General features: G+C 37.7%; 20 protein-coding genes. 15 read left to right on the top strand and 5 right to left on the bottom strand.

The window, feature by feature from the left end:
- Positions 1-2 precede the first annotated feature (2 nt).
- From C0W29_RS13470 to C0W29_RS13435, 8 genes are all read left to right on the top strand, one after another.
- Entirely contained in the window at positions 3-1388 is a 1386-nt protein-coding gene (locus C0W29_RS13470) for an O-antigen ligase family protein (protein WP_045044428.1), read from the top strand.
- A gap of 127 nt (positions 1389-1515) precedes the next feature.
- Positions 1516-2265 (top strand): acyltransferase, encoded by a 750-nt coding sequence (locus C0W29_RS13465; protein WP_308810161.1) that lies wholly within the window; start codon positions 1516-1518, stop codon positions 2263-2265.
- On the top strand, positions 2262-3413 hold the full coding sequence (locus C0W29_RS13460) for a glycosyltransferase family protein (RefSeq protein WP_045044427.1): 1152 nt from the start codon (positions 2262-2264) through the stop codon (positions 3411-3413). Before C0W29_RS13465 ends, C0W29_RS13460 begins: the two co-directional genes overlap by 4 nt.
- A complete protein-coding gene (locus C0W29_RS13455) occupies positions 3410-4852 on the top strand; it encodes a GumC family protein (protein ID WP_045044426.1) in 1443 nt (480 codons plus the stop codon). Before C0W29_RS13460 ends, C0W29_RS13455 begins: the two co-directional genes overlap by 4 nt.
- A gap of 159 nt (positions 4853-5011) precedes the next feature.
- Positions 5012-6100: a glycosyltransferase gene (locus C0W29_RS13450; RefSeq protein WP_045044425.1), complete on the top strand. Its 1089-nt coding sequence runs from the start codon at positions 5012-5014 to the stop codon at positions 6098-6100.
- The gene (locus C0W29_RS13445; RefSeq protein ID WP_045044424.1) at positions 6097-7281 is read left to right on the top strand and encodes a glycosyltransferase family 2 protein; all 1185 of its coding nucleotides are present in this window, start codon (positions 6097-6099) and stop codon (positions 7279-7281) included. The genes C0W29_RS13450 and C0W29_RS13445 overlap by 4 nt, the downstream gene beginning before the upstream one ends.
- A 13-nt stretch (positions 7282-7294) precedes the next feature.
- Positions 7295-7954, top strand: coding sequence for a sugar transferase (locus C0W29_RS13440; RefSeq protein WP_045044423.1), 660 nt, complete (start codon positions 7295-7297; stop codon positions 7952-7954).
- 98 nt (positions 7955-8052) lie between these two features.
- Positions 8053-9135, top strand: a complete 1083-nt coding sequence (locus C0W29_RS13435) for a site-2 protease family protein (RefSeq protein ID WP_045042733.1) — start codon at positions 8053-8055, stop codon at positions 9133-9135.
- Between the two features lie 121 nt (positions 9136-9256).
- Here C0W29_RS13435 and C0W29_RS13430 read toward each other — a convergent pair whose 3' ends face one another.
- Complete coding sequence (locus tag C0W29_RS13430; RefSeq protein ID WP_036795047.1) at positions 9257-9610, bottom strand: YajD family HNH nuclease; 354 nt, start codon at positions 9608-9610, stop codon at positions 9257-9259.
- Between the two features lie 477 nt (positions 9611-10087).
- Here C0W29_RS13430 and C0W29_RS13425 point away from each other — a divergent pair, with 477 nt between their 5' ends.
- The 4 genes from C0W29_RS13425 to C0W29_RS13410 all read left to right on the top strand — a co-directional run bounded on the left by C0W29_RS13425 (position 10088) and on the right by C0W29_RS13410 (position 16162).
- Positions 10088-10756: a DUF2760 domain-containing protein gene (locus C0W29_RS13425; RefSeq protein ID WP_036796415.1), complete on the top strand. Its 669-nt coding sequence runs from the start codon at positions 10088-10090 to the stop codon at positions 10754-10756.
- On the top strand, positions 10756-12591 hold the full coding sequence (locus C0W29_RS13420) for an Hsp70 family protein (RefSeq protein ID WP_045042732.1): 1836 nt from the start codon (positions 10756-10758) through the stop codon (positions 12589-12591). Before C0W29_RS13425 ends, C0W29_RS13420 begins: the two co-directional genes overlap by 1 nt.
- 164 nt (positions 12592-12755) lie before the next feature.
- Complete coding sequence (locus C0W29_RS13415) at positions 12756-15626, top strand: Hsp70 family protein (protein ID WP_045044422.1); 2871 nt, start codon at positions 12756-12758, stop codon at positions 15624-15626.
- A 332-nt stretch (positions 15627-15958) separates the two neighbouring features.
- Positions 15959-16162: a hypothetical protein gene (locus C0W29_RS13410; RefSeq protein ID WP_036795050.1), complete on the top strand. Its 204-nt coding sequence runs from the start codon at positions 15959-15961 to the stop codon at positions 16160-16162.
- Between the two features lie 135 nt (positions 16163-16297).
- On the opposite strand, the gene C0W29_RS13405 is transcribed toward C0W29_RS13410, so the two are convergent.
- From C0W29_RS13405 to C0W29_RS13395, 3 genes are all read right to left on the bottom strand, one after another.
- Positions 16298-17128, bottom strand: a complete 831-nt coding sequence (locus tag C0W29_RS13405) for an ABC transporter (RefSeq protein WP_045044421.1) — start codon at positions 17126-17128, stop codon at positions 16298-16300.
- The gene (locus tag C0W29_RS13400; protein ID WP_080895315.1) at positions 17125-18000 is read right to left on the bottom strand and encodes an ABC transporter ATP-binding protein; all 876 of its coding nucleotides are present in this window, start codon (positions 17998-18000) and stop codon (positions 17125-17127) included. The genes C0W29_RS13405 and C0W29_RS13400 overlap by 4 nt, the downstream gene beginning before the upstream one ends.
- A 379-nt stretch (positions 18001-18379) precedes the next feature.
- Complete coding sequence (locus tag C0W29_RS13395; protein ID WP_036795054.1) at positions 18380-18694, bottom strand: hypothetical protein; 315 nt, start codon at positions 18692-18694, stop codon at positions 18380-18382.
- 460 nt (positions 18695-19154) lie between these two features.
- Between C0W29_RS13395 and C0W29_RS13390 the strand changes: the two genes are divergently transcribed.
- Both C0W29_RS13390 and C0W29_RS13385 read left to right on the top strand, forming a co-directional pair.
- Positions 19155-20162, top strand: a complete 1008-nt coding sequence (locus C0W29_RS13390; RefSeq protein WP_045044420.1) for a ribonuclease T2 — start codon at positions 19155-19157, stop codon at positions 20160-20162.
- 566 nt (positions 20163-20728) lie between these two features.
- Entirely contained in the window at positions 20729-22231 is a 1503-nt protein-coding gene (locus C0W29_RS13385; RefSeq protein WP_036795057.1) for an alanine/glycine:cation symporter family protein, read from the top strand.
- 304 nt (positions 22232-22535) lie between these two features.
- On the opposite strand, the gene C0W29_RS13380 is transcribed toward C0W29_RS13385, so the two are convergent.
- Positions 22536-22817, bottom strand: coding sequence for a hypothetical protein (locus tag C0W29_RS13380; protein WP_045042728.1), 282 nt, complete (start codon positions 22815-22817; stop codon positions 22536-22538).
- Positions 22818-23109: 292 nt separating this feature from the next.
- Between C0W29_RS13380 and C0W29_RS13375 the strand changes: the two genes are divergently transcribed.
- Complete coding sequence (locus C0W29_RS13375) at positions 23110-23472, top strand: hypothetical protein (RefSeq protein ID WP_045042727.1); 363 nt, start codon at positions 23110-23112, stop codon at positions 23470-23472.
- The last annotated feature ends 26 nt before the right edge of the window (positions 23473-23498 follow it).

Genomic DNA, 23498 nt, shown 5'->3' with positions numbered 1-23498 from the left:
TGATGTTCTCCAATTACACACAGCCTAAATCATCAAAATCATATTGGCTAATCACATTTTTTATTTCTATCATTGTAGGTGTTATATGGTATTTTATACCTCATCCTCTGATAATTATAACGATAGGAATAATACCTATTAGCGTTTATTACAGCCTCAATAATCCTTTTTTAATCGTACTACTATTTGTTATCTTTTCATTCTTTCGAATACATGAAGTTTTTCCATTTTTATATGATTTTAAAATACCAAAATATTTATCTATAATCTCGCTCACAGCTTTTATATGGCAGATTTTTATTCATCGTAGAATCCAGCTTTTCTGGTGTCGTGAATTTACATTAATTACCGCATTTACCATGATTATTATTAGCGGTATTTTTTTTGCAATAGACCGTCGTCTCGCATTAGAATCTTTTCTAGATATTTATTCAAAAATAATTGTTATGACTTTTGCTGTTGCCATTCTAATTCAACGTCCTCAGCAACTAGCATTAACGTTAAAAGCAATTATTATATCTGGACTGATCGTCGCAATAACTGCAATTTATAATAGAATTAAAGGGATTGGGCTTGTAGAGGGCACCCGGACTACTATAGGTCGTGATCTCGGATCCATGCTAGGTGATCCTAACGACTTAGCATTGGTACTAATGTTCCCTATCTCATTTTCAATAGCACTATTACTAACTCATCAAGTATCTTGGCCATATCGTTTATTTGGATTAATCGTAACGATTATTTTATTCTGTGCCGTAATCTTTACTCAAAGTCGCGGGGGTCTACTTGGTATTATTGCTGTCTTTGGCATTTACGGGTTGCAACGAGTAAAATCAAAAATACTGCTTATTAGCAGTGCTGCCATTACTGGAATAATACTCTTCACAATTGCCGGTATAGCAGATAGAACCTCTGGTGGTAGCGCAGAAGTTGGAATTGATGAATCATCAATGGGTCGTTTATACGCATGGCAAGCGGCTTTCAAGATGGCAATTGCTAACCCGTTATCAGGTGTTGGTCTCAGCAACTTTTACCCTAACTTCTTTTTTTTCACATCATATTGGGACGGCATGAATCATGCGGTTCATAGCACTTGGCTTTCGGTTTTAGCAGAAACAGGCTTTATAGGACTAGGTATTTTCGTTAGCTTAATTATTATTCTAATTAAAAATATTAAACTTACTTTACAAAAGCTACAACAATATAAAAATCAAGTGGATCCTGTTATTTATGTCAGTGCGCAGGGAGTCTATGCAGGACTTATCGGTACGATTGTATCTGGAACATTTCTAACACAAGGTTTTACCTGGCCAATTTATATCTTAGCTGCATTAATTATTTCAATAAATAATATATCAAAACGGGTATTAGACAAACTCGAACCATAATTTTTCTCATTATTATTCTCAATTTAAGAAACATGACCACTTCATTGCTAACAAATTGATAAAATTAAAGAAATTATTGGCACAGACTATGTAAGTACTAAGATAGTGCATAAAATAAGGCATAGCGATGATGTATTTATTATCTTTTGCTCGATGTGAGAAATGGATTAAAAATAGTAAACATCCATTCCCTATGGCATTGTTCCGACTAGTCTCGTTTATTCGTGTATTCGAACTGCCTTCACCGCAATGGTTTAATCTTTGTCTTTACTGTCTACATCAGACTATCATTACTCTGTGGCATTATTTTAGCCACTTTTTTTATTACCTTCCTGCTTTTAAAGGCCGTTTACACAGCTACGGTAAACGTACTTTACTCTATAACGGCTTACCATTTTTTAATGGTCCACTCATTATGACGATTGGGAATGATTGTAGAATTTCTGGAAAAACTACCTTTATAGGTCGCTCTGATTCTATCTATCCGACCCTCTGCGTTGGTAATAACGTCGATATCGGTTGGCAAACAACAGTTGTTGTCGGTAACAAAATTAATATTGGTGATAACGTACGTATTGCTGGCCAAGGATTTTTATGTGGCTACCCAGGTCATCCAATAAACCCTCATTTACGGGCACAAGGTTTACCTGATTTACCACAGCAAATCGGTAATATCACCTTAGAAAATGATGTATGGGTAGGCACACGAGTCAGCATTATTGGCAATGTAACAATCGGAGCAAGGTCAATTATTGCAACAGGGAGTGTGGTAACTAAAAGTTTTCCTCCTAATACCTTGATTGCAGGCAATCCAGCTAAAGCTATAAAAACATTGAAAAATGATGTTCTTCACTCCCAAGGTAAGGATACATCATGAAGCATGATCTCATCGTTTTTGCTGAAGATTGGGGCGGATTACCCTCAAGCACGCAACATCTTATTAAGCACCTCGCGCTCACTCGAAAAATTATTTGGGTAAATTCTATTGGTTTACGTCAGCCGCAATTTACCTTGCACGATATAAAACGTATTTTCGACAAACTTACTCAATCAAAAATACAATCTGCACATCTTGCACAAACCTCACCTTTTCAAACCATAACTCTAAAAACAATCCCAGCACCTAAAAGTAAATTTGCTCGCTGGGTAGCAAAGAAGCTCATTTGTAAGCAATTAATTCCTATTTTAAACCAAGCACAATTATATCAACCATTATTATGGACATCACTGCCAACTGTCGCTGATCTTTGTGGCTTATTAGGCGAGTATGGCGTTGTCTATTACTGTGGCGATGATTTTGAAGCTTTAGCTGGTGTCGATCATGCGACTGTCCGTGAACATGAAAAAAAACTCATCGCCAAAGCTGATCTCGTTCTAGCCGCAAGCATGAAATTATATAATAAATTTCCGCAGCATAAAGTACATTACTTACCGCATGGCGTTGATTTTAATCTATTTAATAATCCAGTATCGCGAGCTTCTGACTTACCCAATAATAATCGCCCTACTGCAGGATTTTACGGCAGCTTATCACACTGGCTCGATTACAATTTATTAAATAATATTATTACCGATAATCCAGATTGGAATTTCGTGTTCATTGGAAAAAACACATTAGGTTACTCGCCTTTTCTTGAGCATGATAACCTCTATTTATTAGGTGAAAAGCCACACCACCAATTACCGCAATACAGCCAACATTGGCAAGTAAGTTTATTGCCATTTGTCGACAACTCTCAAATAAGAGCATGTAATCCATTAAAATTATTAGAATATTTATCTACTGGTACACCGGTTATTAGCACACCATTTCCTGCGGTTCTACCTTATAAATCGGTTGTTTACCTTGCGCGTAATTCCATCGAATTCAATACAAATCTTAACCTCATAAAAGCGTACTGGGATAACAATGACAACGTAAACACTGATGCAGAGAGTAAACGTTTACGACAAATTGCGTTAAGTAAACAACAAACATGGCAGGCACAAGCACATCAACTTGAACAATGGCTAAAAGCGTTATGATTTCACTAAGCCAGCGTTTTTATATTATCTTAACTGCCGCATGGCGACGGCGATATATGATTGTGATTCCGATATTTATTATGCCTTTTATTGGGCTTGTTATTGCTAAATTATCACCTAAGCATTATGAATCCCATACTAGTATGCTTATTCAAGAAACAGCAAAAATGAATCCATTTTTAGAAGATCTTGCCGTTTCAACCATGCTAAAAGAACGCCTTAGTGCGCTGCAAACCCTGCTTCATAGCCGTCATATATTAGGTCTTGTCGCTGAGGAAAGAGGCTATACACATAAATCAATGTCACCACAGGAAATTGATAAAGCTATTGCTCAGTTATCCAAAAGTCTTACCGTCAGAATGGCTGGTAAAGATTTAATTCGAATTGATTATCGATCAAATAATCCAGATAGAATGAAAACAACATTAGAAACAATCAGTCGCTATTTCACTGATCAGTTACTTGCTCCTGAACGCTCTTCAATGAAAGATTCTAGTCAATTCTTAGCCGAACATATTAAGTTTAGGCGTAAAGAGCTTGATATCGCAGAAGAGGAATTAGTCGATTTCAAAAACAGAGAAAATACAACGCATCCAGAAATGCAGCTATCCAGCTTAGATCGTTTAGCTAAACTCAAACAGCGTTTATATGAACGCCAAGCTGAGCTTGCTGGTGCAAAAAAACGACTCGGTTCTATTGATTTACAGCTATCAAAAACCAATCCAGTCATAGGTAAATTAGAAGAACAAATCATTAAAATTCGAGCAGAACTCACCTTATTACAAGCTAAATATACGCCTAAACATAGCCAAATACAGGGACGCTTACGCAATTTAACTCGCTTACAAAAAGAGCGAGCACGATTATTATCACAAAAACCAGCAGGACTCAGTACAGAACAATTGTGGGATATCGCCAGTAGTAATCCGGGTAAAAATATAGCGCAATCTCCCCCTATTTTATTATCTCAACTAGAAGAGCTTCAAGAAGCAACTGCTAAAGTTGACGCCTTAGAAGAAGAGACTCGCGTATTGGAAGTCATCATTACTGAAATAGAAAAGAAAGTCGCAAGTTTTAGTCAAAATGAAAAACAATTAGCGCAATTACAACGCGATCTAGTATTAAAACGTCAATTATATAACGACCTCGTCAATCGTTTTGAAATGGCAAAATTAACCCGTTCATTAGGAGTTTTTGAACAAGAAAAACGTATTAAAATTATTGACCGTCCTTATACACCTACGAGCCCATCCAATTTTCCATCTTACTTTTTTGCTATTGCTGGCTTTATTGGTGGAATAGGTTTAGGCGCTGGATTAGCTTTTTTAACCGAAGTCTGTGACACCAGCATTAGGAGAAAAGATCAAATTACGATGTTGAGTTCAGTTCCTATACTCAGTCGTATTCCCAAGCAATCTGAAATAACGAATAAAAATTAATAACCACATCTTTCAAATCTTTTTGAACTATATCAAATCACTATTATATTCATTCTCATTTTGACAACCCCATTAAACTAAAAATAACCTGCTGAATATAAAAAACTTTTAAATGGCACAATCCCTGCATTCTAATATCTGAATCATAAGGAGTGTGTAATGAAAACCATTATTCATGTTGTGCAGCACTTATCCCCCGGCGGGCTTGAAACAATGGTCTTAAATATGTTGGCATTTAGCGATCCTTGTTATCGTGTTTTTATCTGTAGCATGGAAGGCTCGACACAACAAATAATGGCTAACTGGACACAATTAGCTCCATTTAAACACCAAATAATAGGCTTAGATAAGCCTCAGGGAATATCATTATCGACCATAAAAAAGTTGCATTCAGTATTGAAAGACTATCAAGCTGATATTGTCCATTCACACCATATTGGACCATTACTCTATACAAGCTGTGCTATTCAATATAATAGCAACCGCATAAAACACATTCATACAGAACATGATGCATGGCACTTAAACACTTATAAACATCGAGTTATACAATATATTTCCCTCCAATTATCAACGCCAATAGTGGTAGCTGACGCTGATTTTGTTAGTCGTAAAATACGAAATATATTTAAAACCTACCCTATTTATACAATTAAGAATGGTATTAATCCCAGTCTATTTACGATTGGCGATAAATACCAAGCTCGAAATAAGCTTCAAATTTCACTACCTAAACATGCGACCATGATCGGTAATGCCGCCCGTTTTGAAACCATTAAAGGACAGCAGCATCTTATTGAAGCCCTCCGATTATTACCCGCTTCATTTCATTTATTATTCGCAGGATCAGGCTCAACACTCATCGCACTACAGCAATTAGTACGGCAATATAAATTAGCTCACCGAGTACATTTTTTAGGTCATGTTGATGATATGCCAACTTTTTATCAGGCTCTTGATCTATTTTGTTTACCTTCAAATAACGAAGGCTTTCCGCTCTCTATATTAGAAGCCCAAGCCTGCGGTATACCTTGTATTGCAAATGATGTTGGTGGTGTAAAAGAGACATTAAGTACTGATAGTATTCTGGTGCCAAACAATACTGCAATCACCTTATCTACTGCCATAAAATCAATGCCACACCAAACTATTAGTTATGATGCTCGAGAATTTATTCTGACACATAATCATGCTCAAGCGATGACAAAAGCTTATGAACAACTTTACTTCTCAGGAGGAAATATATGATTCTCTTTCTCTTTATAATGACATCTCTTAGCATATTTGCCGTGATTTATCATCATGCACTTTATCCAATGCTTTTAAGTTGGTTTGCTAAACGTCATCCACAAAAACCCATATATCCAACACCTCGGAAATTTTCAAAAAACAACCAAGACTGCATCTTACCAACAATAACCATCATCATTCCGGCTTATAATGAATCACAATGGATCGCAGAAAAAATACGTAATATTTCATATCTAGATTACCCAACAGATAAACTAAAAGTTATTATCGCTTGTGATGGATGCAGCGATAATACCGTCGAAATAGCTAACAATACTATTCAAGAAGCCCTCTGTTCTGATACTCATATCGAAGTTTTATCCCTTGAAAAAAATCAAGGCAAAGTCGCTATTCTTAATCAATTTATTCCTCAATATGATAGCGATATCATCGCCTTAAGTGATGTCTCTGCATTAATCTCCTATGATGCGTTGCTCATTGCTGCTAAACACTTTGAAAAAAGCCATGTCGGAGTTGTAAATGCGACCTATCGCCTACTAACCCCAAGTTCTGTTGGAGAAAGAAAATATTGGGATTACCAAACTAAAATTAAACAACAAGAGGCTACATTTGGTGATAGCTTAGGTGCCCATGGCGCATTTTATCTATTTCGAACGTCTCTTTTTGTTCCTTTAGATAAGGAAACCATTAACGATGATTTTATTCTGCCAATGAGTATTGTTGAGCAAGGTTATCATGCTATTTATGATCCCAGCATTTGTGCAGTAGAACTCGATTATGTCGATAAAAAAGATGACTTTTCTCGACGTTTACGTATTTCTGCTGGGAATATACAACAACTTATTCGTTTGTTCTCTTTATTTAATCCTAAATATAGAGGCACCGCTTTTACCTTTTTTTCAGGTAAAGGTTTAAGAATAACCATGCCATATTTTATGATTATGTCCTATATTGGCTCAGGGCTATTAATCACTTATCCATTATTTTTAATTGCCTTTATTTGCCAAACTTTAGGTTATATTTTTGGCATATTAGGGATCATTCTACCTCGTATTTTTTCGCATAAATCTTTTCAAATATTGGCATATCTTATTGCTGGGCATGCCGCTAATTTTATTGGTGGAATAAATTATCTTTTCCGTAGATTAATAGGGCCATTGAATCGTGTGCATAAATAATATTAGGTTGGCAATGCTAGCTTCATCTCGTAAAATAAAAAACCAACGGATTCATAGGCCTACTATGATTGCTAAACGTATTTTTGACCTATTTCTCACCGTAATTATATTAATTATTGTGTTACCCTTTTTTCCACTTATTGCTTTAACCATTAAGCTCGACTCTAAAGGTGATGTCTTCTATCGTCAACTACGTGTAGGTAAGGCAACACCTAGCAAAATTCATATTTTTGAAATGATAAAATTTAGAAGCATGGAGCAAAATGCTGAAGATGATACTGGTGCAGTACTTGCCATTAAAGAAGATCAACGTGTCACTCATGTTGGCCGCTTCTTACGCCGTACTCGTCTTGATGAATTACCACAATTATTCAATGTATTACGTGGTGATATGTCTTTAGTGGGTCCTCGCCCTGAAAGGCCCCCTTTTTATCAAAAATTAGAGAATGAAATTCCTTATTTTAGTGAACGTACTTATGGTGTCTTACCTGGAATTACTGGCTTAGCTCAAATAAGCCAAGGTTATGATACTTGCATTGATGATGTACGTTCCAAAGTTGGTTTTGATCATAGTTATGCGTTATCACTTAATTCTCTCTCAAATTGGATCAAAACCGACCTGTATATTTTAGTCATGACAATTAAAGTTATATTCTCTAAGCAAGGTCAATAACAAGACAGAAGAATATGTAACAACCAGTAACATAAGCTCGTTCAGTACATTTTTTTCCGTATAATCCCATTATCTTTTTTTACACTATGGATAATGCATTGGAACTATTGGCTATCGATTTTTTAGGTAAGCCGCTGCGACTTGAAGGCTCAATGGCTGGATGGCAACAATTGTTTTGGGATAACACGCTAGTTTCCCAAATTGCAGCAGCGCCAACCGATACAGATCAATTTACACATCAGTTTGAATTATCAAATAATGAACAAACTATTCAATGCCAACTTAACGGCACTTTGAGTTGGCAGCCATTTCTGATCCATTATCAAGCCAGTGCCGATCAACAAATGATTGCGCAGGGTGAGCGTAATGATAAAGATATTGAACGCCAGCAACCTCAACAACCCATAAAACCAGAAAAAAGATTCAGCCTAATCGGACTCGCATCATTAGGCATGAAAGCTCTTAAAAGTGCTAAATTAATTAAAGTTGTTCTTGCTTCAGCAAGTTTAGCCGCTTATTCATGGCTATTCTCAATTCAATTTGCTCTAGCTTTGTTAGCGTGTTTGGTCTTTCATGAATATGGCCATATTCGAGCCATGAAATATTTTGGCATGAAAACCAAAGGCATTTATTTAATCCCTTTCCTTGGTGGATTAGCATTAAGCGACGAGAAAATTAACACTCGTTGGCAAGATGTCGTGATTTCAATTATGGGACCAGCCTTTGGTTTAATCATGTCCTTAGTCAGCATGATTGCTTATTGGATCACCGGAGAAATGTTTTTTGCCGGGTTAGCCGTTTTTAATGCGCTGCTAAATCTATTCAATCTATTGCCGATTCTGCCATTAGATGGTGGCCATGTACTGAAAAGTATTAGTTTTTCGATGAACAGTAAAATCGGTATTATTGCTTGCGCATTAGCAGCCGTCGCTGGGGTTATTTTAAGTTATCGTTTAGGGCTAACTTTATTTGGCTTTTTACTGATTATGGGCAGTTTAGAAATCATCTTTGAATGGCGACAACGCCATCAGAGTCATTTGTTGCCTTTAGATCGCTACGGTCAAATTTTCTCAACGGTGTGGTATATCGGCCTTGTTGCTGCTTTCGTAGGGATTATTGCTTATTTTGCGAGTTTAGGTGACAGTTTACTTAGCCTACCGCTACAAATTTTAGGTACTTAATCGCACTTAATGTAAAAAGTAAAAAGCCAGCATTCAGTGAACGGTGTCAAAACACGGCTCCTCTGTAAATGCTGGCTTTTTCATTATCATTAACAACAGTGTTTACTTAATCACGATCGCGTTATTTTTTATTCGCCATCATCGCTTTAAGATCTGCAAATGGGTTAAATGTCGCCGCTTGATGATCATCTTCACCAGCACGAATCACACTCCCCTGACCATTATCTGCATCAGTGTATTTTTCATGTTCGTGATCATGACAAAATAAGCATAATAATTCCCAGTTGCTACCATCTTGAGGGTTATTAGTATGATCATGATCAACGTGGTGTACCGTCAACTCACGCAGGTTTGAATAAACAAACTCACGCGAACAACGACCACATACCCACGGATAAATTTTTAATGCTTTTTCACGGTAGCCCGCTTCTTGACGAGCATAAGCGGCACTGCTGCCAGTATAATCAGACGACATATCTTGACCTATTTTATAAAGAATTAACCGCTAGTCTCTCTAGTCAGTTTAGACAACGTATTGCCAATTGCCGTATTGAACCACCACCGAACAACAAATTTCAAGTAAAGTTTCAGCTCTTCTGTCATCTATCACAATTTAATCTAGGTTGATCTTTTAATACAAACAGTTAGCTTGAAATTGTTTTCACCAGTCTCCATATATTATGATAGCTACATTTTCAGTTAAAAATTAAACATAATTTTCATTGTATTTAACTTAATATTTTGACTGTAATTTAAGCGAAGAGACCTTTTATTCGGGATTTTAAGAGATAAAACCTTGTATAGATAACACGTTTCGAAAAGGTCTATGCTAATATTCATGCAATTATTTGAAGCTGATTCTAACAGAACGTTTCGCGAATCGACCTTTAACCGCTAAGAGTAAACAAATATGGCTTTTGATTTTTCCAATATGCTCACTGAATTATCAGCGATGCACGTAGATTTGTCGGCGATGCCAACGAGTATCGACATGGGGCACGCAATCTTAGGCGCATTAGCAGTGATCTTTTTGTTAATGTATCTAACGAAAAAAGGTAAACCTGTTGAGATCGAAAAAATTGTTGAAAAAGAGATTGAAGTAGAAAAAATCGTTGAGATTGAAAAACCCGTCGAGATCATCGTTGAGAAGATCGTCGAGAAACCTGTTGAAAAAATTGTTGAAGTAGAAAAAATTGTTGAAAAGATCGTTGAAGTAGAAGTTGAACCAAAACTAAAAACATCAACACCAGATTCAGCACTCCAACTACTGTCACTTTTACAACAAGACGCGCGCTTTATTGATTTCATGCAAGAAGATCTTAAAGGCTTTGCAGATGCTGATATTGGTGCTGCTGCTCGTGTTATTCATGAAGGCGGTCAAAAAGTACTTAATGAATACTTTAGCTTTGAACCAGTTCGTTCTGAAGATGAAGAATCTCGCATCACCCTACCCCAAGGATTTAATGCTTCTGAAGTACGCCTAACGGGTAACGTGGTCGGTGAAGCGCCATTTAGTGGCACTCTGATCCATCGCGGTTGGAAAGTGACAAATGTTAAATTGCCTAAACTGGCAGAAGGCCATGATGTACATATCATCGCAGCCGCTGAGGTAGAATTATAATGCAAGACACACAACAACATCGTTACAGCGTGGGTATTGACTTAGGCACAACACACTGTGTGCTTTCTTATGTCGATCTTGAGAATGAAAACGCTGATGTCACAGTAATGACGATTCCACAATTAACCACTCCTGGTAATGTGGAAGATAAAAATCAATTACCGTCATTTATGTACCAAGCTCACGAATCAGAGCTAGCTGAAGGTGATACTGCACTTCCTTGGAATGCAAAACCTAATGCTATTGTTGGTGCTATGGCACGAAATCTAGGTAGTAAGACACCTATTCGCCTTATTTCAAGCGCGAAAAGTTGGCTTTGTCATGGTGGCGTTAATCGCCGCGAGGCATTCCTACCACTAAATAGTCCTGAAGAAGTGGTTAAAGTATCACCACTAGAGGCGACACAAAAATACCTTGAACACATGGCTGATGCATGGAATTTCCAACATCCTGACACGCCTATTTGTGATCAAGATGTCACCATCACAGTACCGGCATCTTTCGATCCTGCTGCGCGTGAATTAACTGCAGAAGCGGCGCGTAATGTTGGCTTTAAGCATCTGACATTACTTGAAGAGCCACAAGCTGCTGTTTATAGCTGGATCAAGAATAACGACGATAACTGGCGTGACCAAGTCGCTGTTGGCGATATCATTCTAGTGGTCGATATTGGCGGTGGTACAACGGATTTATCGTTAGTTGCAGTTACAGAAGAAGACGGTAACTTAACGCTTAACCGTGTAGCTGTTGGCGATCACATCCTATTGGGTGGTGATAACATGGATCTTGCTCTAGCCTATCGCTTAAAGATGAAGCTAGCGCAAGAAGGCAAGCAATTACAACCGTGGCAAGTGCTGGCAATTACTCATGCTTGTCGTGATGCTAAAGAAGCACTATTAAACGATGCTGAACTACAATCGATGCCGATTGTTGTTCCTAGTCGTGGTTCTAAGCTGCTAGGCGGCACATTACAAACAGAACTAACACAAGAAGAAGTACAACAAACCTTGGTTGAAGGCTTCTTCCCACAGACAACTATTGATGAATTACCAGTACAAACTGCTCGTGGCGCATTAACCCAAATGGGTCTGCCATATGCACAAGATGCTGCGGTATCACGCCATGTTGCTGGATTCTTAAGCCGTCAAAGCCAAGCTGTAGAAGAGCTATTTGCACAATATGAACAACAACACGAAGGCTTTATTCGCCCTACAGCTATTTTGTTCAACGGTGGTGTACTGAAATCATCATTATTGTCAGAGCGTCTGTTATCTACTATCAATAACTGGTTAACAACAGCGGGCTCAACAGAAGCGAAGTTACTTTCAGGACTTGATCTTGATCTTGCAGTTGCAAGCGGTGCTTCATACTACGGCTTTGTGCGCCGCGGTAAAGGGGTACGTATTCGTGGTGGTATTGCAAGTAGCTACTACGTCGGTATTGAAAGTGCAATGCCTGCTATTCCAGGAATGGAGCCACCATTAGAAGCACTATGTGTAGCACCTTTTGGTATGGAAGAAGGCAGCCAAGCCGATGTACCAAGCCAAGAGTTTGGTTTGATTATCGGCCAGCCAGTGCAGTTTAAATTCTTTGGTTCAACTGTACGTCGTGACGATATTGCAGGCACTCACCTTGATTGGTGGCAACCAGAAGAAATGGAAGAGTTACCCGCGATTCAAATGACCCTACCAGTCTCTGAAGGTCGTACTGCTGGCGAAGTTATTCCTGTTAAACTCGCCTCGCATGTTACAGAACTGGGCATGTTATGCCTTGAAGCGATTGCGACGGATAACGGTCAGAAGTGGCAAGTCGAATTTGACGTTCGCGAAGCGTAATAACTAACACAACGGCGCACTTTATAGTGCGCCGTTTATTTATCTAACAACTAGCCAATGAAACATGTCAGGGACAATACTCACCTGTTTTTTCCCGTAAACCTGACACGTCAACCGTTTCCCATCTGGCTATTTTCTCATTTCAATTATTTTATGGAGTCAGCATGCCTTCATCTTCTCCACGCTACCTTGTCGGTATTGATCTTGGTACTACTCATACCGTTGTCGCCTATAGTGAAATTACGGATACGTTAGAAACAAGTCCGATGCATATTTTCGAGATCGACCAATTAATTGCACCGGGTGAAGTGGTACGTAAACCACTGTTACCCTCATTCCGTTATCACCCAGCAGAAGGGGAAATGGATATAACCCAACTGGTATTACCTTGGAACGCTGAACCTGTAAAAGGTGAAATCCCAAGCGTAATTATTGGTGAATTTGCCCGCGAATTAGGCGCCAAAGTTGAAGGCCGTCAAGTCGTCAGTGCCAAAAGTTGGTTATCTCACCAACATGTTGATCGTAACGAAGCCATTTTACCGTGGTCATCAACAGCTTCAACGTCTGATGTAAAGAAAGTATCTCCTGTCATTGCAAGTGCAAGCTACCTTAACCATGTCCGTCAAGCATGGGATTATCATCATAAAAACGATAAACTTGCACAACAAGAAGTTGTCATTACTGTTCCTGCCTCTTTTGATGAATCAGCACGTGCATTAACATTAGAAGCTGCTGAGCTGGCTGGGTTAAAAAAAGTATTATTACTTGAAGAGCCACAAGCCGTTTGTTACGACTGGTATGCTCAAAACCGTCAACAAGCCGATGAATTATTAAAAGACATTCCATTATTAATGGTGTGCGATGTTGGTGGTGGTACCACCGATTTAAGTTTAATTAAAGTCGGCAGCGATCAAGGTAAATTGACCCTTGATCGTATTGGGGTTGGCGATCACTTAATGCTAGGTGGCGATAACCTCGATTTAGCCTTAGCACATGTCGCTGAACAGCGATTACATGGTGAATCTAAGAAACTGAGTCCTGCGGCATTATCAAAACTGATTCAGCAAACCCGTAAAGTGAAAGAAAAGTTATTATCAGGTAATGCACCAGACAATGCCAAAGTCACCATGCTCGGCAGTGGCTCGCGTTTGATTGGCGGCGCTAAAAGTATTGAACTGAACCGTGAAGAAGTGCACAGCATTGCGCTTGATGGCTTTTTTCCTATCACAGCATTCACAGATCAACCAAACCAACGTCAAGCCGCTATGGTTGAATTTGGCTTACCCTATGCTGCAGATCCAGCGATTAGTAAGCATGTAGCGCAGTTTATTGATTTACACGATAATGTCTGCCGTGAAGCATTTAATGATTTTAATCTTCGCTATCCAGATTCAATTATTATTAGTGATGATCAACCCGCTATTCCGGTCGCGGTATTACTCAATGGTGGCGTATTTAACAGTCCCCTACTTTCCGCCCGTACCTTAGATATAATCTCTCGCTGGCGTGGCGCACCTGTCACTGAATTGAAAAACCTTCACCCTGATTTAGCCGTTGCATTTGGTGCAGTTGCTTATGCTAAAGCTCGTCATGGCGCACAACTAAGAATAGGCGGTGGTTCAGCACGCTCATTCTTCCTTACTATTGGCGAAAACAAAGGTACAAAACAAGGTATCTGTTTATTACCCAAAGGCATTGAGGAAGGTATCGAAGTTACACTAACCCACCGTAAATTTGCATTGACCTTAGGTGAACCTGTGCGGTTTAACTTAGTCTCATCGACGAATGATAAACATCACGATGTGGGTGAACTGATTGAAATATTAGGTGATGGCTATGTTAGCCTACCTCCTTTTATCGCGACCTTAGACAGTGATCGAGATCGTAATCAACTCGCAGCAAACCAAAAAGATCGTGAAGAAGTTACTTTAGCTTGTCAGCTAACTGAAGTCGGTACGCTTCAAATTGAAGCAGTTAGCCTTACAGACAACACTAAACGTTGGAAAGTTGAATTTGCTATCCGCAAAGATTTAGCACGTTTAAACCGTAATAATGATTCTGATAGTACTCTCGCAGAAAGTGAGCTTCCAGCTCGAATGCCGGAAGCGATTGACGCAGTTAAAAAAGTATTTGGCGGCAGTAAAACGACGGATAACAATAAAGCAGTCAAAACACTGCGTAATGATCTCGATAAGATATTAGGTAAGCGAGATAATTGGGAGACTCCTTGTTTACGTGAGCTAGCTAATGCCTTGCTTGATAGTAAAAAGCGCCGTCGTCGTTCAGATCTTCATGAACGTAATTGGCTAAAACTAACCGGTTTTACAATGCGTCCAGGCTTTGGTTACCCTGCTGATGAGTACCGTATGGAGCAAATCTGGCAGCTGTATCAGCATGGTATTCAATTTGATACTAATACCCAGACATGGTGTGATTGGTGGACATTTTGGCGTCGTGTTGCGGGAGGTTTAACGCAAGAACAACAGCTTCTTATCTATAAAGATCTTGCTAAATATATTACTCCTGGCGCGAGCCGTAACGCCAAACTAAATAAAGAGCTCCAAGAGCGTAGTTATGAAGATATGGTACGCTTAGCGGCTTCTTTAGAGCATTTACCGTTTGATAAAAAGCTCCAGTTGATTGAGTGGCTATTTGGCCGTCTTCAAAAAACTCAATATGCACAAGCACATTGGTGGGCAATTGGTCGTATAGCAACTCGCTCTCCTTTTTATGGCAGTACCCATAATTTATTATCAGCAGAGCATGTATCTTATTGCTTACCTGAACTAATGACTTATGATTGGCGTAAAGAATCATACATTGGTTTTGCTGCAGTAATGATGACGCGTATGACGGGTGATAGAACATTAGATATTAATGACGATCTACGCCAGCAAGTCATTAATAAATTAAAACAAAGTAAAGCCCCAGATAGCTGGATCGAAATGGTTTCTGAGGTCAAAATATTGACAGAAGCAGAGACAAAACGCGTATTTGGTGATGCGCTGCCAAATGGATTACGTCTTATTGGCTAATTAATTTCAAAATAACGCAATAAAGGGAGTTAGCAGCTCCCCTTATTTCACTACATATATTCAATCTAACATTACCTATTTAAAAATAAAGCATAATTACTAGCTCCATGATTAAAAAAACTGACAGAAAGTCTTACTTTTTCATTTTAAATTCTAAATTAAACCACAAAAATAATTCTATTAATCTTCTGTTAAGGTTCACATTGCTATTGTCTTGCTAACAGCATTTGTTTACTTGTTATATATATAACAAGTCGACCGTTTTTCAAGCATTGAGTGGACGAATTGGAATGACCATTATCCCACTCTAAAAAAATTAAATAGGCAAGACTATGACTAATACACAATATGATTTAATCGCACAACGTATCTTCAAATCAGAAAACCAACGTGTTGCTGTTGCAGCAGTAGTATTTGATGGACTATCAAGCTACGAAGCTGAGAAGCGTTATGAGCTACCAAAAGGCACGCTATCTCGTAATGTTCGTAAATATAAAAACGAAGTACAGTACATTGAGTCAGTTTCTGCTGCTTAATTATTAAATGTATTTTTTGTAATTAAACCGATATACGAATGTATATATGAAATAAAATAACCATGGTTTAATTAGAAGCAAAATAAAAGAGAATGTATTGCTACATTCTCTTTTAATAACATTATACCATTAGGCTCAATCACCGCTACGTAAATGCACACTTGTCTTAAATATTCCCACCGATAAAACTAATAGTCCTAATAATGTTACCATTCCTACGCTTGTTAATGTTTGCCAAGGATGATTACTGGTTAAAATATTAAACGCCAAATTACTGACTTTATTAAGCCAAGTGCCTATAGCCATCGAGTCAAACAACATATAACTAATGAATTTAACTAAGGTTATCGCAACAAACAGCACCAATAATGGGTGTTCAGTTAACTGAGAAGCGCAAAAAATAACACAAGCAATGGGTAATAAAGCTAAGCTCATCGCTGCCATCATTGAAATAAACTGTCCCCAATGTAATCCAATCGCAACTAAAGAAAGTGAATTTTCAACTAGCATGTCTGCTGGCATAACCCACATAGCAACGATCCACACTGTTATATCAACAAATAATAATAGCAATGATGAAAACAATGGAATAACAACCAATGCAACCAATAATTTAATCGCAATCGCTTTACTATCGCTCACCGGCATTGAATGCCAAAAAGCTAAGCTGCCTTCTTTACGCTCCTTTGCAAGAGCTCTCGCAGAATAAGTAAAAAAGCTCAGTAATGATACAATGCCTGCGATAAATAAAGACACCGAACCAACCACACCAGCGAATGATGACGCTGTAATCGGTGGTTGCCAACCATCGATATCATTCATCTGAATATTAAAAGAAAAGTTATTAATATTACTCAATACCAATACCACCACCACCATGGTAAATAATGCCAGAAATAGCGGTAGTCGTATGATTATTTTATGTTCTAATAATTCATTCTTGATCAATGTATAGCTTTGTTTCATACCGCCGCCTCCTGCTGCTTAGCTAAAAATATATCAGCAAGACTTGGTTGGCTTATATCACCTAGCTGGGTTAGTCTCGAGGCATCAACGCCTTCAAACAATAATCGATATTGTCCTAATTGGCAGTTTACTGTTAACGGGTTTAATTCTTTAGCTGCGACAATATTATCTTCGTTAACAGATAAAATCGTAAACTCAGTAGCTAATGATGATAATGAAGCTTGTAAAACCGCTTGGCCATTTTTAAGTACTAAAACATCTGTTAATAAATGGGCTATTTCATTTACTTCATGACTCGCAATAATTAATGCTCGCTCACCTTCTGTAAACCATGCCATCAAAGTACGATAGAAGGTCGAACGATACATCAAATCTAATCCAAGCGTTGGCTCATCTAAAATAAGCACATTAACATTCGTAGCCATCACCAGTGCTAGATGCAATTGCACTTTCATACCTTTCGATAACGTTTTTATTTTACTGTTAAGATTAATCTTAGTTTGAACTAAATATTGCTGCATTTTTTGTCGCTCAAAACGGTAATGTACACCTGCTGTATATGCCATTAATTGGTTTACTGTCATCCAATCAGGTAACATCGCCACATCAGAAATATAAGCAAGGTTTTCAACTATTTTTTCACGATGTTTTTCAGGAGATAAGTTAAAAATGCTTAACTCCCCCGCGCAACTGTGCATACCTAATAAGGTTTTTATTAATGTCGATTTACCTGCACCATTATGACCAAGTAAGCCTAGAATTTGCCCACTAGATAAGTTAAAGCTAATGTTTTCTAATGCTTTTTTACCATGATAAGATTTAGTAATGTGCTGAGCTTTAATAAAAGGTTCATTGCAGTTAATATTACCCACATAAAATCCTTAGTGACCAATTAATCAAAATAATATTCATTAATAACATAAACAGGTAGCTTTATAAATTAAAGGCTTACAAAATTAGCAATAAAATAAAACGACGTTTAATTGTGTGACGTAGAAAAGACGGATAGCAATGCATACTATCCGCAATGTTTTTCAATAATACGAATATAAGCGAGGCTATACAGAGCTAATATAATTAACTCTGCATACTAAATAATTAATTAATATAAAAATGCAACTTACTATATTAAAATAAGAAGGCTGTAATCGATATTACACAATAAATATAGTATTAAGATATCAGCAGCATAGGCATAGTTATATTTTAATAAATAAACATTTAAATCAGTTTAGTTATTGATTCATATAGTTATTCAACTTCGTTAGATAACTCTTCAATAAGGAGATCATGCGGTGAGACACCGTCTTTTTCCATCATCGCTAAAATCTCAATCATACGAGATTGACGTGATTCTTGTTTGAACTCATGTAATACAGCAATTAGGTTATTGATTTTTTGCAGAGGAATACGTTTGATTACCGCTTTTTGGCGACCTGGAACTTCATCAGCAAAATCAATTAAAATTTGACGATAGTCAATGCGGGCTTCCTTTACTTCACCTGTAGCTTCTACACTTTTTAACATCGCACTGAGCGCTTTTTCTGCAGCAGCGAAACTGTCCATTAATAACCTCGGATAATAATACAAATTTGCTTTAACACTGTAATGGTTAAGCATGCATTGATAAGATGATCAATCTTAATCAGATAAATTAACATTGTTCTATATTTAGCTAAATGAAATTAATAACCTCAGATGAATAAATGAGATTGGTATCTGTTCACCAACACTCTTTAAGTGATCTGTTCACATTAAAGACTCTTTTATTATAATTGATCTTTTCATTTTCGTGTAGCAGGGGACGCTACTTCTGTGAATATTACTCTGAGTTAGCTTTATTGTGAACACTAATTTAAAAAAATCGTCAATTTATTCATTTAAATTTGAGAATATGTCCTTTTTTGACTCGATTTTTCGCTCAATATCACATTCTATTATTCTATGTATCGGATTATATCCCTTAATAAAAATGTAATAATCTACTATAGTTAGCAATTAATTATCCTTCAGTAATAGGCAAATTGTGCGCTCTAATTCTCTTTTAGTCACCGTAGTTGTCGGTAGTATCATTGCTTTTTCTAGTCTGGCTGCAAATGCATCAATTCGATCTTCTGGTAGTTTTACATCAAATGGCCATTGTGAAGCCTACCAATCCTTTCGTAAACAAACCAACCCTGATAACACCCAATTAATTAATAATAAACAATATGCAATAAAAGCTATTAATAAAAAAGAATATGATTGGATACAAATACTTATCCCTAATGCATCCCCAGCTATGCGTTGGGTTAGTAAATCTTGTGGTACTGCAAAGTTTAATAATGAAGCTATAACTCAGCCCTCTTCATCAGCATCATTAAACACATCGTCAAAAAGCTGTGATACTCGCAATGATTTTGATTCATATGTATTAGCCTTAACTTGGCAGCCTGGATTTTGCGAACACTTTAAGTACAAGGGTAATAAACCAGAATGTACGGCAATTAATGACGGTAAATTAAACATTACTAATTTAACTCTGCATGGATTGTGGCCAAACAAAACCAGTTGCGGTACCAAATATGGCTATTGCGATCGTTACGCACGCTTAGACCTCTCTTCTTCGACGGTCAAAGAAATCGCACCGTGGATGCCAAATTTTTATTATCAAACAAAATTTGGTGAATATCAGTGGAAAAAACACGGTGCCTGTCAAAACCTCGATGATAACGCCTATTTTTTAACAGCAACAAAACTGGTAGAAAAAGTAGATGCTTCAGCAATCGGCCAATTTATAAAAGCTAATATAGGCAATAATGTCTCAACCGCGAGTTTTAAAAAGAACCTTATTTCGCATTTTGGAGCCGATGCTGTTGATCGAATTAGCTTAGCGTGCAGCCAAGGTCGTTATTTAAATGAAGTTAGATTGAATATAGGCAAATCATTTAATGTTAACAACACTGTTCAAGAGCTGCTTGAGTCGGGTCCTAAGGGACGTCCTTTTTATGGCAATTGTCATAAGAAAATATACATTGAAGCTGCTGGAAAGTAAGCATTCTCATATTTAGCTTTATTTCTAAAATAAGAGAGTAATATCTAATTTGCTCTCTATCTGCCTAAATTCAACTTTTCACCGTCTAACAGCCTTTATAGCGACTATTCGAATAACTCATTCCATCTAAAAATAATAAATAACCTCGAAATCAATAATATCTATGTCGTTTTTTTTATCCATTAAATCTCATCATGCGATAATGTACGGCGTACAATATAGTTACTATAACCCTATTCACATTTTTTTTGTAACCAATTGATTATAAAGAGTAAATTAACACCACATTGTTAATAATGTAACGTGTTACATAGTAATAATTCTTTTTTTGTGATATAAGTCCCCTTGGATTTTCGATTTTTTGTGCTACCTTGCATCGCCTTCCATGGCAATGAAATCGGTTACATGTTTAATAATTGTAATAACTAATGACTAGATATATTGCAAATTATTATCAATAAAAAACCTATTATAGCAACCGATAGCAAGAGCACTCACACATGATGAATGTTCCTCTTCACTAAGTAACCTTACGAGGCTACATAGTTTTATTAACAGGAAAAAATATGACTTCTACGAATGGAAATATACTAGGATCAATAAATGACACCTTAATGGCGATTATTGGTTCAGTAAACGGCGTTTTATGGGGCCAGCTTCTCGTTTATTTACTGGTTGGTGTCGGTATTTACTTCAGTGTTCGTCTTGGCTTTATTCAAATACGTCAATTCCGCCACTCAATACATGTATTAAAAAGTGGACGTGATATTGAAAATGGTATCAGTTCTTATCAAGTTTTCTGTACATCAATGGCAGCACGTGTTGGTACGGGTAATATGGCCGGCGTTGCGGTTGCATTAACTATCGGTGGTCCTGGTGCTATTTTCTGGATGTGGCTGATTGCTTTATTTGGTATGGCGACCGCTTTTATAGAATCAACCTTGGCTCAAGTCTACAAAGTAAAAGATGTTGACGGCCAATACCGTGGCGGCCCTGCTTACTATATGGAGCAAGGTCTTGGCAAACGCTGGATGGGTACTCTTTTTTCAATTTGTCTTATCATTGCTTTTGGTTTTGTCTTCAATGCCGTTCAAGCAAATACCATCACAGACGCACTACACCACTCTTTTGGTTGGAATGAAACTACACAAGGTATTGTAATCGTAGTATTTACTGCATTCTTTATTATGGGTGGTTTAAAACGTGTAGCCAATGCTTCAACTAAAATTGTTCCAATTATGGCCGTTGGTTATTTAGCTATCGCGCTAGTTATTGTGGCAATGAATATTACTGAATTACCCGCTGTACTGACACTTATTGTTAAAAGTGCATTTGGTTGGCATGAAGCTGTTGCCGGTGGTGTTGCATTTACTGCTTCACAGGCAATGCAAAGTGGTATTGCTCGTGGTTTGTTCTCAAACGAAGCGGGTATGGGTTCAGCGGCTAACGTTGCTGCAAGTGCAACCCCTAATCCTAACCACCCAGCATCGCAAGGTTTCGTACAAATGCTAGGTGTATTTGTTGATACTATCGTTATTTGTACGGCATCAGCAGCAATGATCATGCTATCTGGTGTAATGAACACGCCAGATGCAGCAACAGGTATTGGTTTACTACAACAAGCATTAAGCAACCAATTAGGCGATTGGACGACCTATTTCATTGCTTCTGCTATCTTGTTATTTTGTTTCTCATCAATTATTGCAAATTACTCGTATGCCGAAACAAACATCATGTTCCTAAATGGCAACACTAAGAAAGGCCTACTGATATTCCGCCTTTGTGTTTTAGGCATGGTGATGTTTGGTGCAGTCGCTTCTCTTCCTGTCGTTTGGAGCTTAGCAGACGTTTCTATGGGCTTAATGGCACTAGTAAACATTGTTGCGCTTATCTTCCTTTCTGGATTGGCAATTAAAGTCATCAAAGATTATGAAGAACAACTTAAAGCAGGTAAAACACCAGAATTTGACCGTTCTAAGTTTAAAGAACTAAAAGATATCGAAGGTGCATGGCACCCAGATACCATCGCAGAAGCACGCGAAGCGAATGGAAATACGTTTGATAAATAATAGAATCAAATCTTATTTATAACTTAAAGAGCCAGTCAGCAATGACTGGTTTTTTTATCTTTATTTTCACACAACAATATCACCGAGAAGAGACAACAATATACCGCTGATACTTAATGAGCTGAATATTAAAATAACGCTCCGAATCCATAGCTACCCTCCCTCTTAGCGAACATTTACTGTCGGCAATTACGAGTAGAACTCAGCACCAAATCAAAAACTCAGTTGCGTGATGTAGGCTAAAATAAGGATATAATAAAAAGGCTAAAGAAATAAATTCTTTAGCCTTAGGGACATTCAAACATTATAGGTAACCATGTTGGCTTTTCCAGCTTTCGCTCATTTGTGCTAAAACGCACGCTGGAAGTGGACGATGTGCCCTTGCAGGCTGTGTCGCTATTTTACGATAACCACCCGCTTGCAATCTTAAATCAAAGGCTTTATCTATTGGCTTGCCAGCTCGCGCTAAGTCCCAACGGAAGACACGCAGTGCAGTATATTCATTCTGCTCAATCTCACCACCATAAGGATACATAAGCACTTTAGCATATGCTTGTTTTGCCAATTCGAAGTTCACACTAATCATGAGTTTCTCCTTAGCACCTATTGGCTATCACTACTGCCAAGGGCTGTATTTAACGTAAAACGTTACAGTGTCGCATGCAAGTCATTTCGCAAAGATCTTGCTGTAAAATGGAATATATAACTAAATAATGTGATACTTACCTCAATGTTGTACGGTTAACCACCAGTTTCTGAGGTAAAAACATCCAATCATTATGAAATTCACCCGATGCTATCACTTTCTAAAAATTGCGCTTTAATCCCGTTATAAGCTGCATTACTATGCTAGTTATAACCACTTCAAGGACTACATAATGCAACCAATAAAAGTGCAACCTAACCCTCAAATTGCCGTTATTTTTAAAACATGGTCTACGGAGTGGGCTAAAGAAGTTGAAGCAGGCAAGAAAGATACGGCTAATCAATTTCATACTGTATATAACATTGCTGCCGATTTATTCGACAAGGGCGGCGAGATTGACATTGCAGTTATTTCAGCATTATTTAATGACTGTAAGAAAAAGACAGAAATGTCAGAGCAACTGGTTAATAAGATAAAAATCAGTTTAAAAGATGATGAGCGAGCTCAACAACTCATCACCAAAGTAAATACGGCAGCACAGGATGCTGCTTTTGCGATGAATTATCTTGGTCAATTGTTACTACAATCAGCATAAATACATGAAACGAGCAGTGCTTCACA

The organism is Photobacterium kishitanii (assembly GCF_003026355.1).
GTDB lineage: Bacteria > Pseudomonadota > Gammaproteobacteria > Enterobacterales > Vibrionaceae > Photobacterium > Photobacterium kishitanii.
Note: the sequence above shows the minus strand (reverse complement) of the source record. Positions and strands in the feature narration are given on the sequence as shown.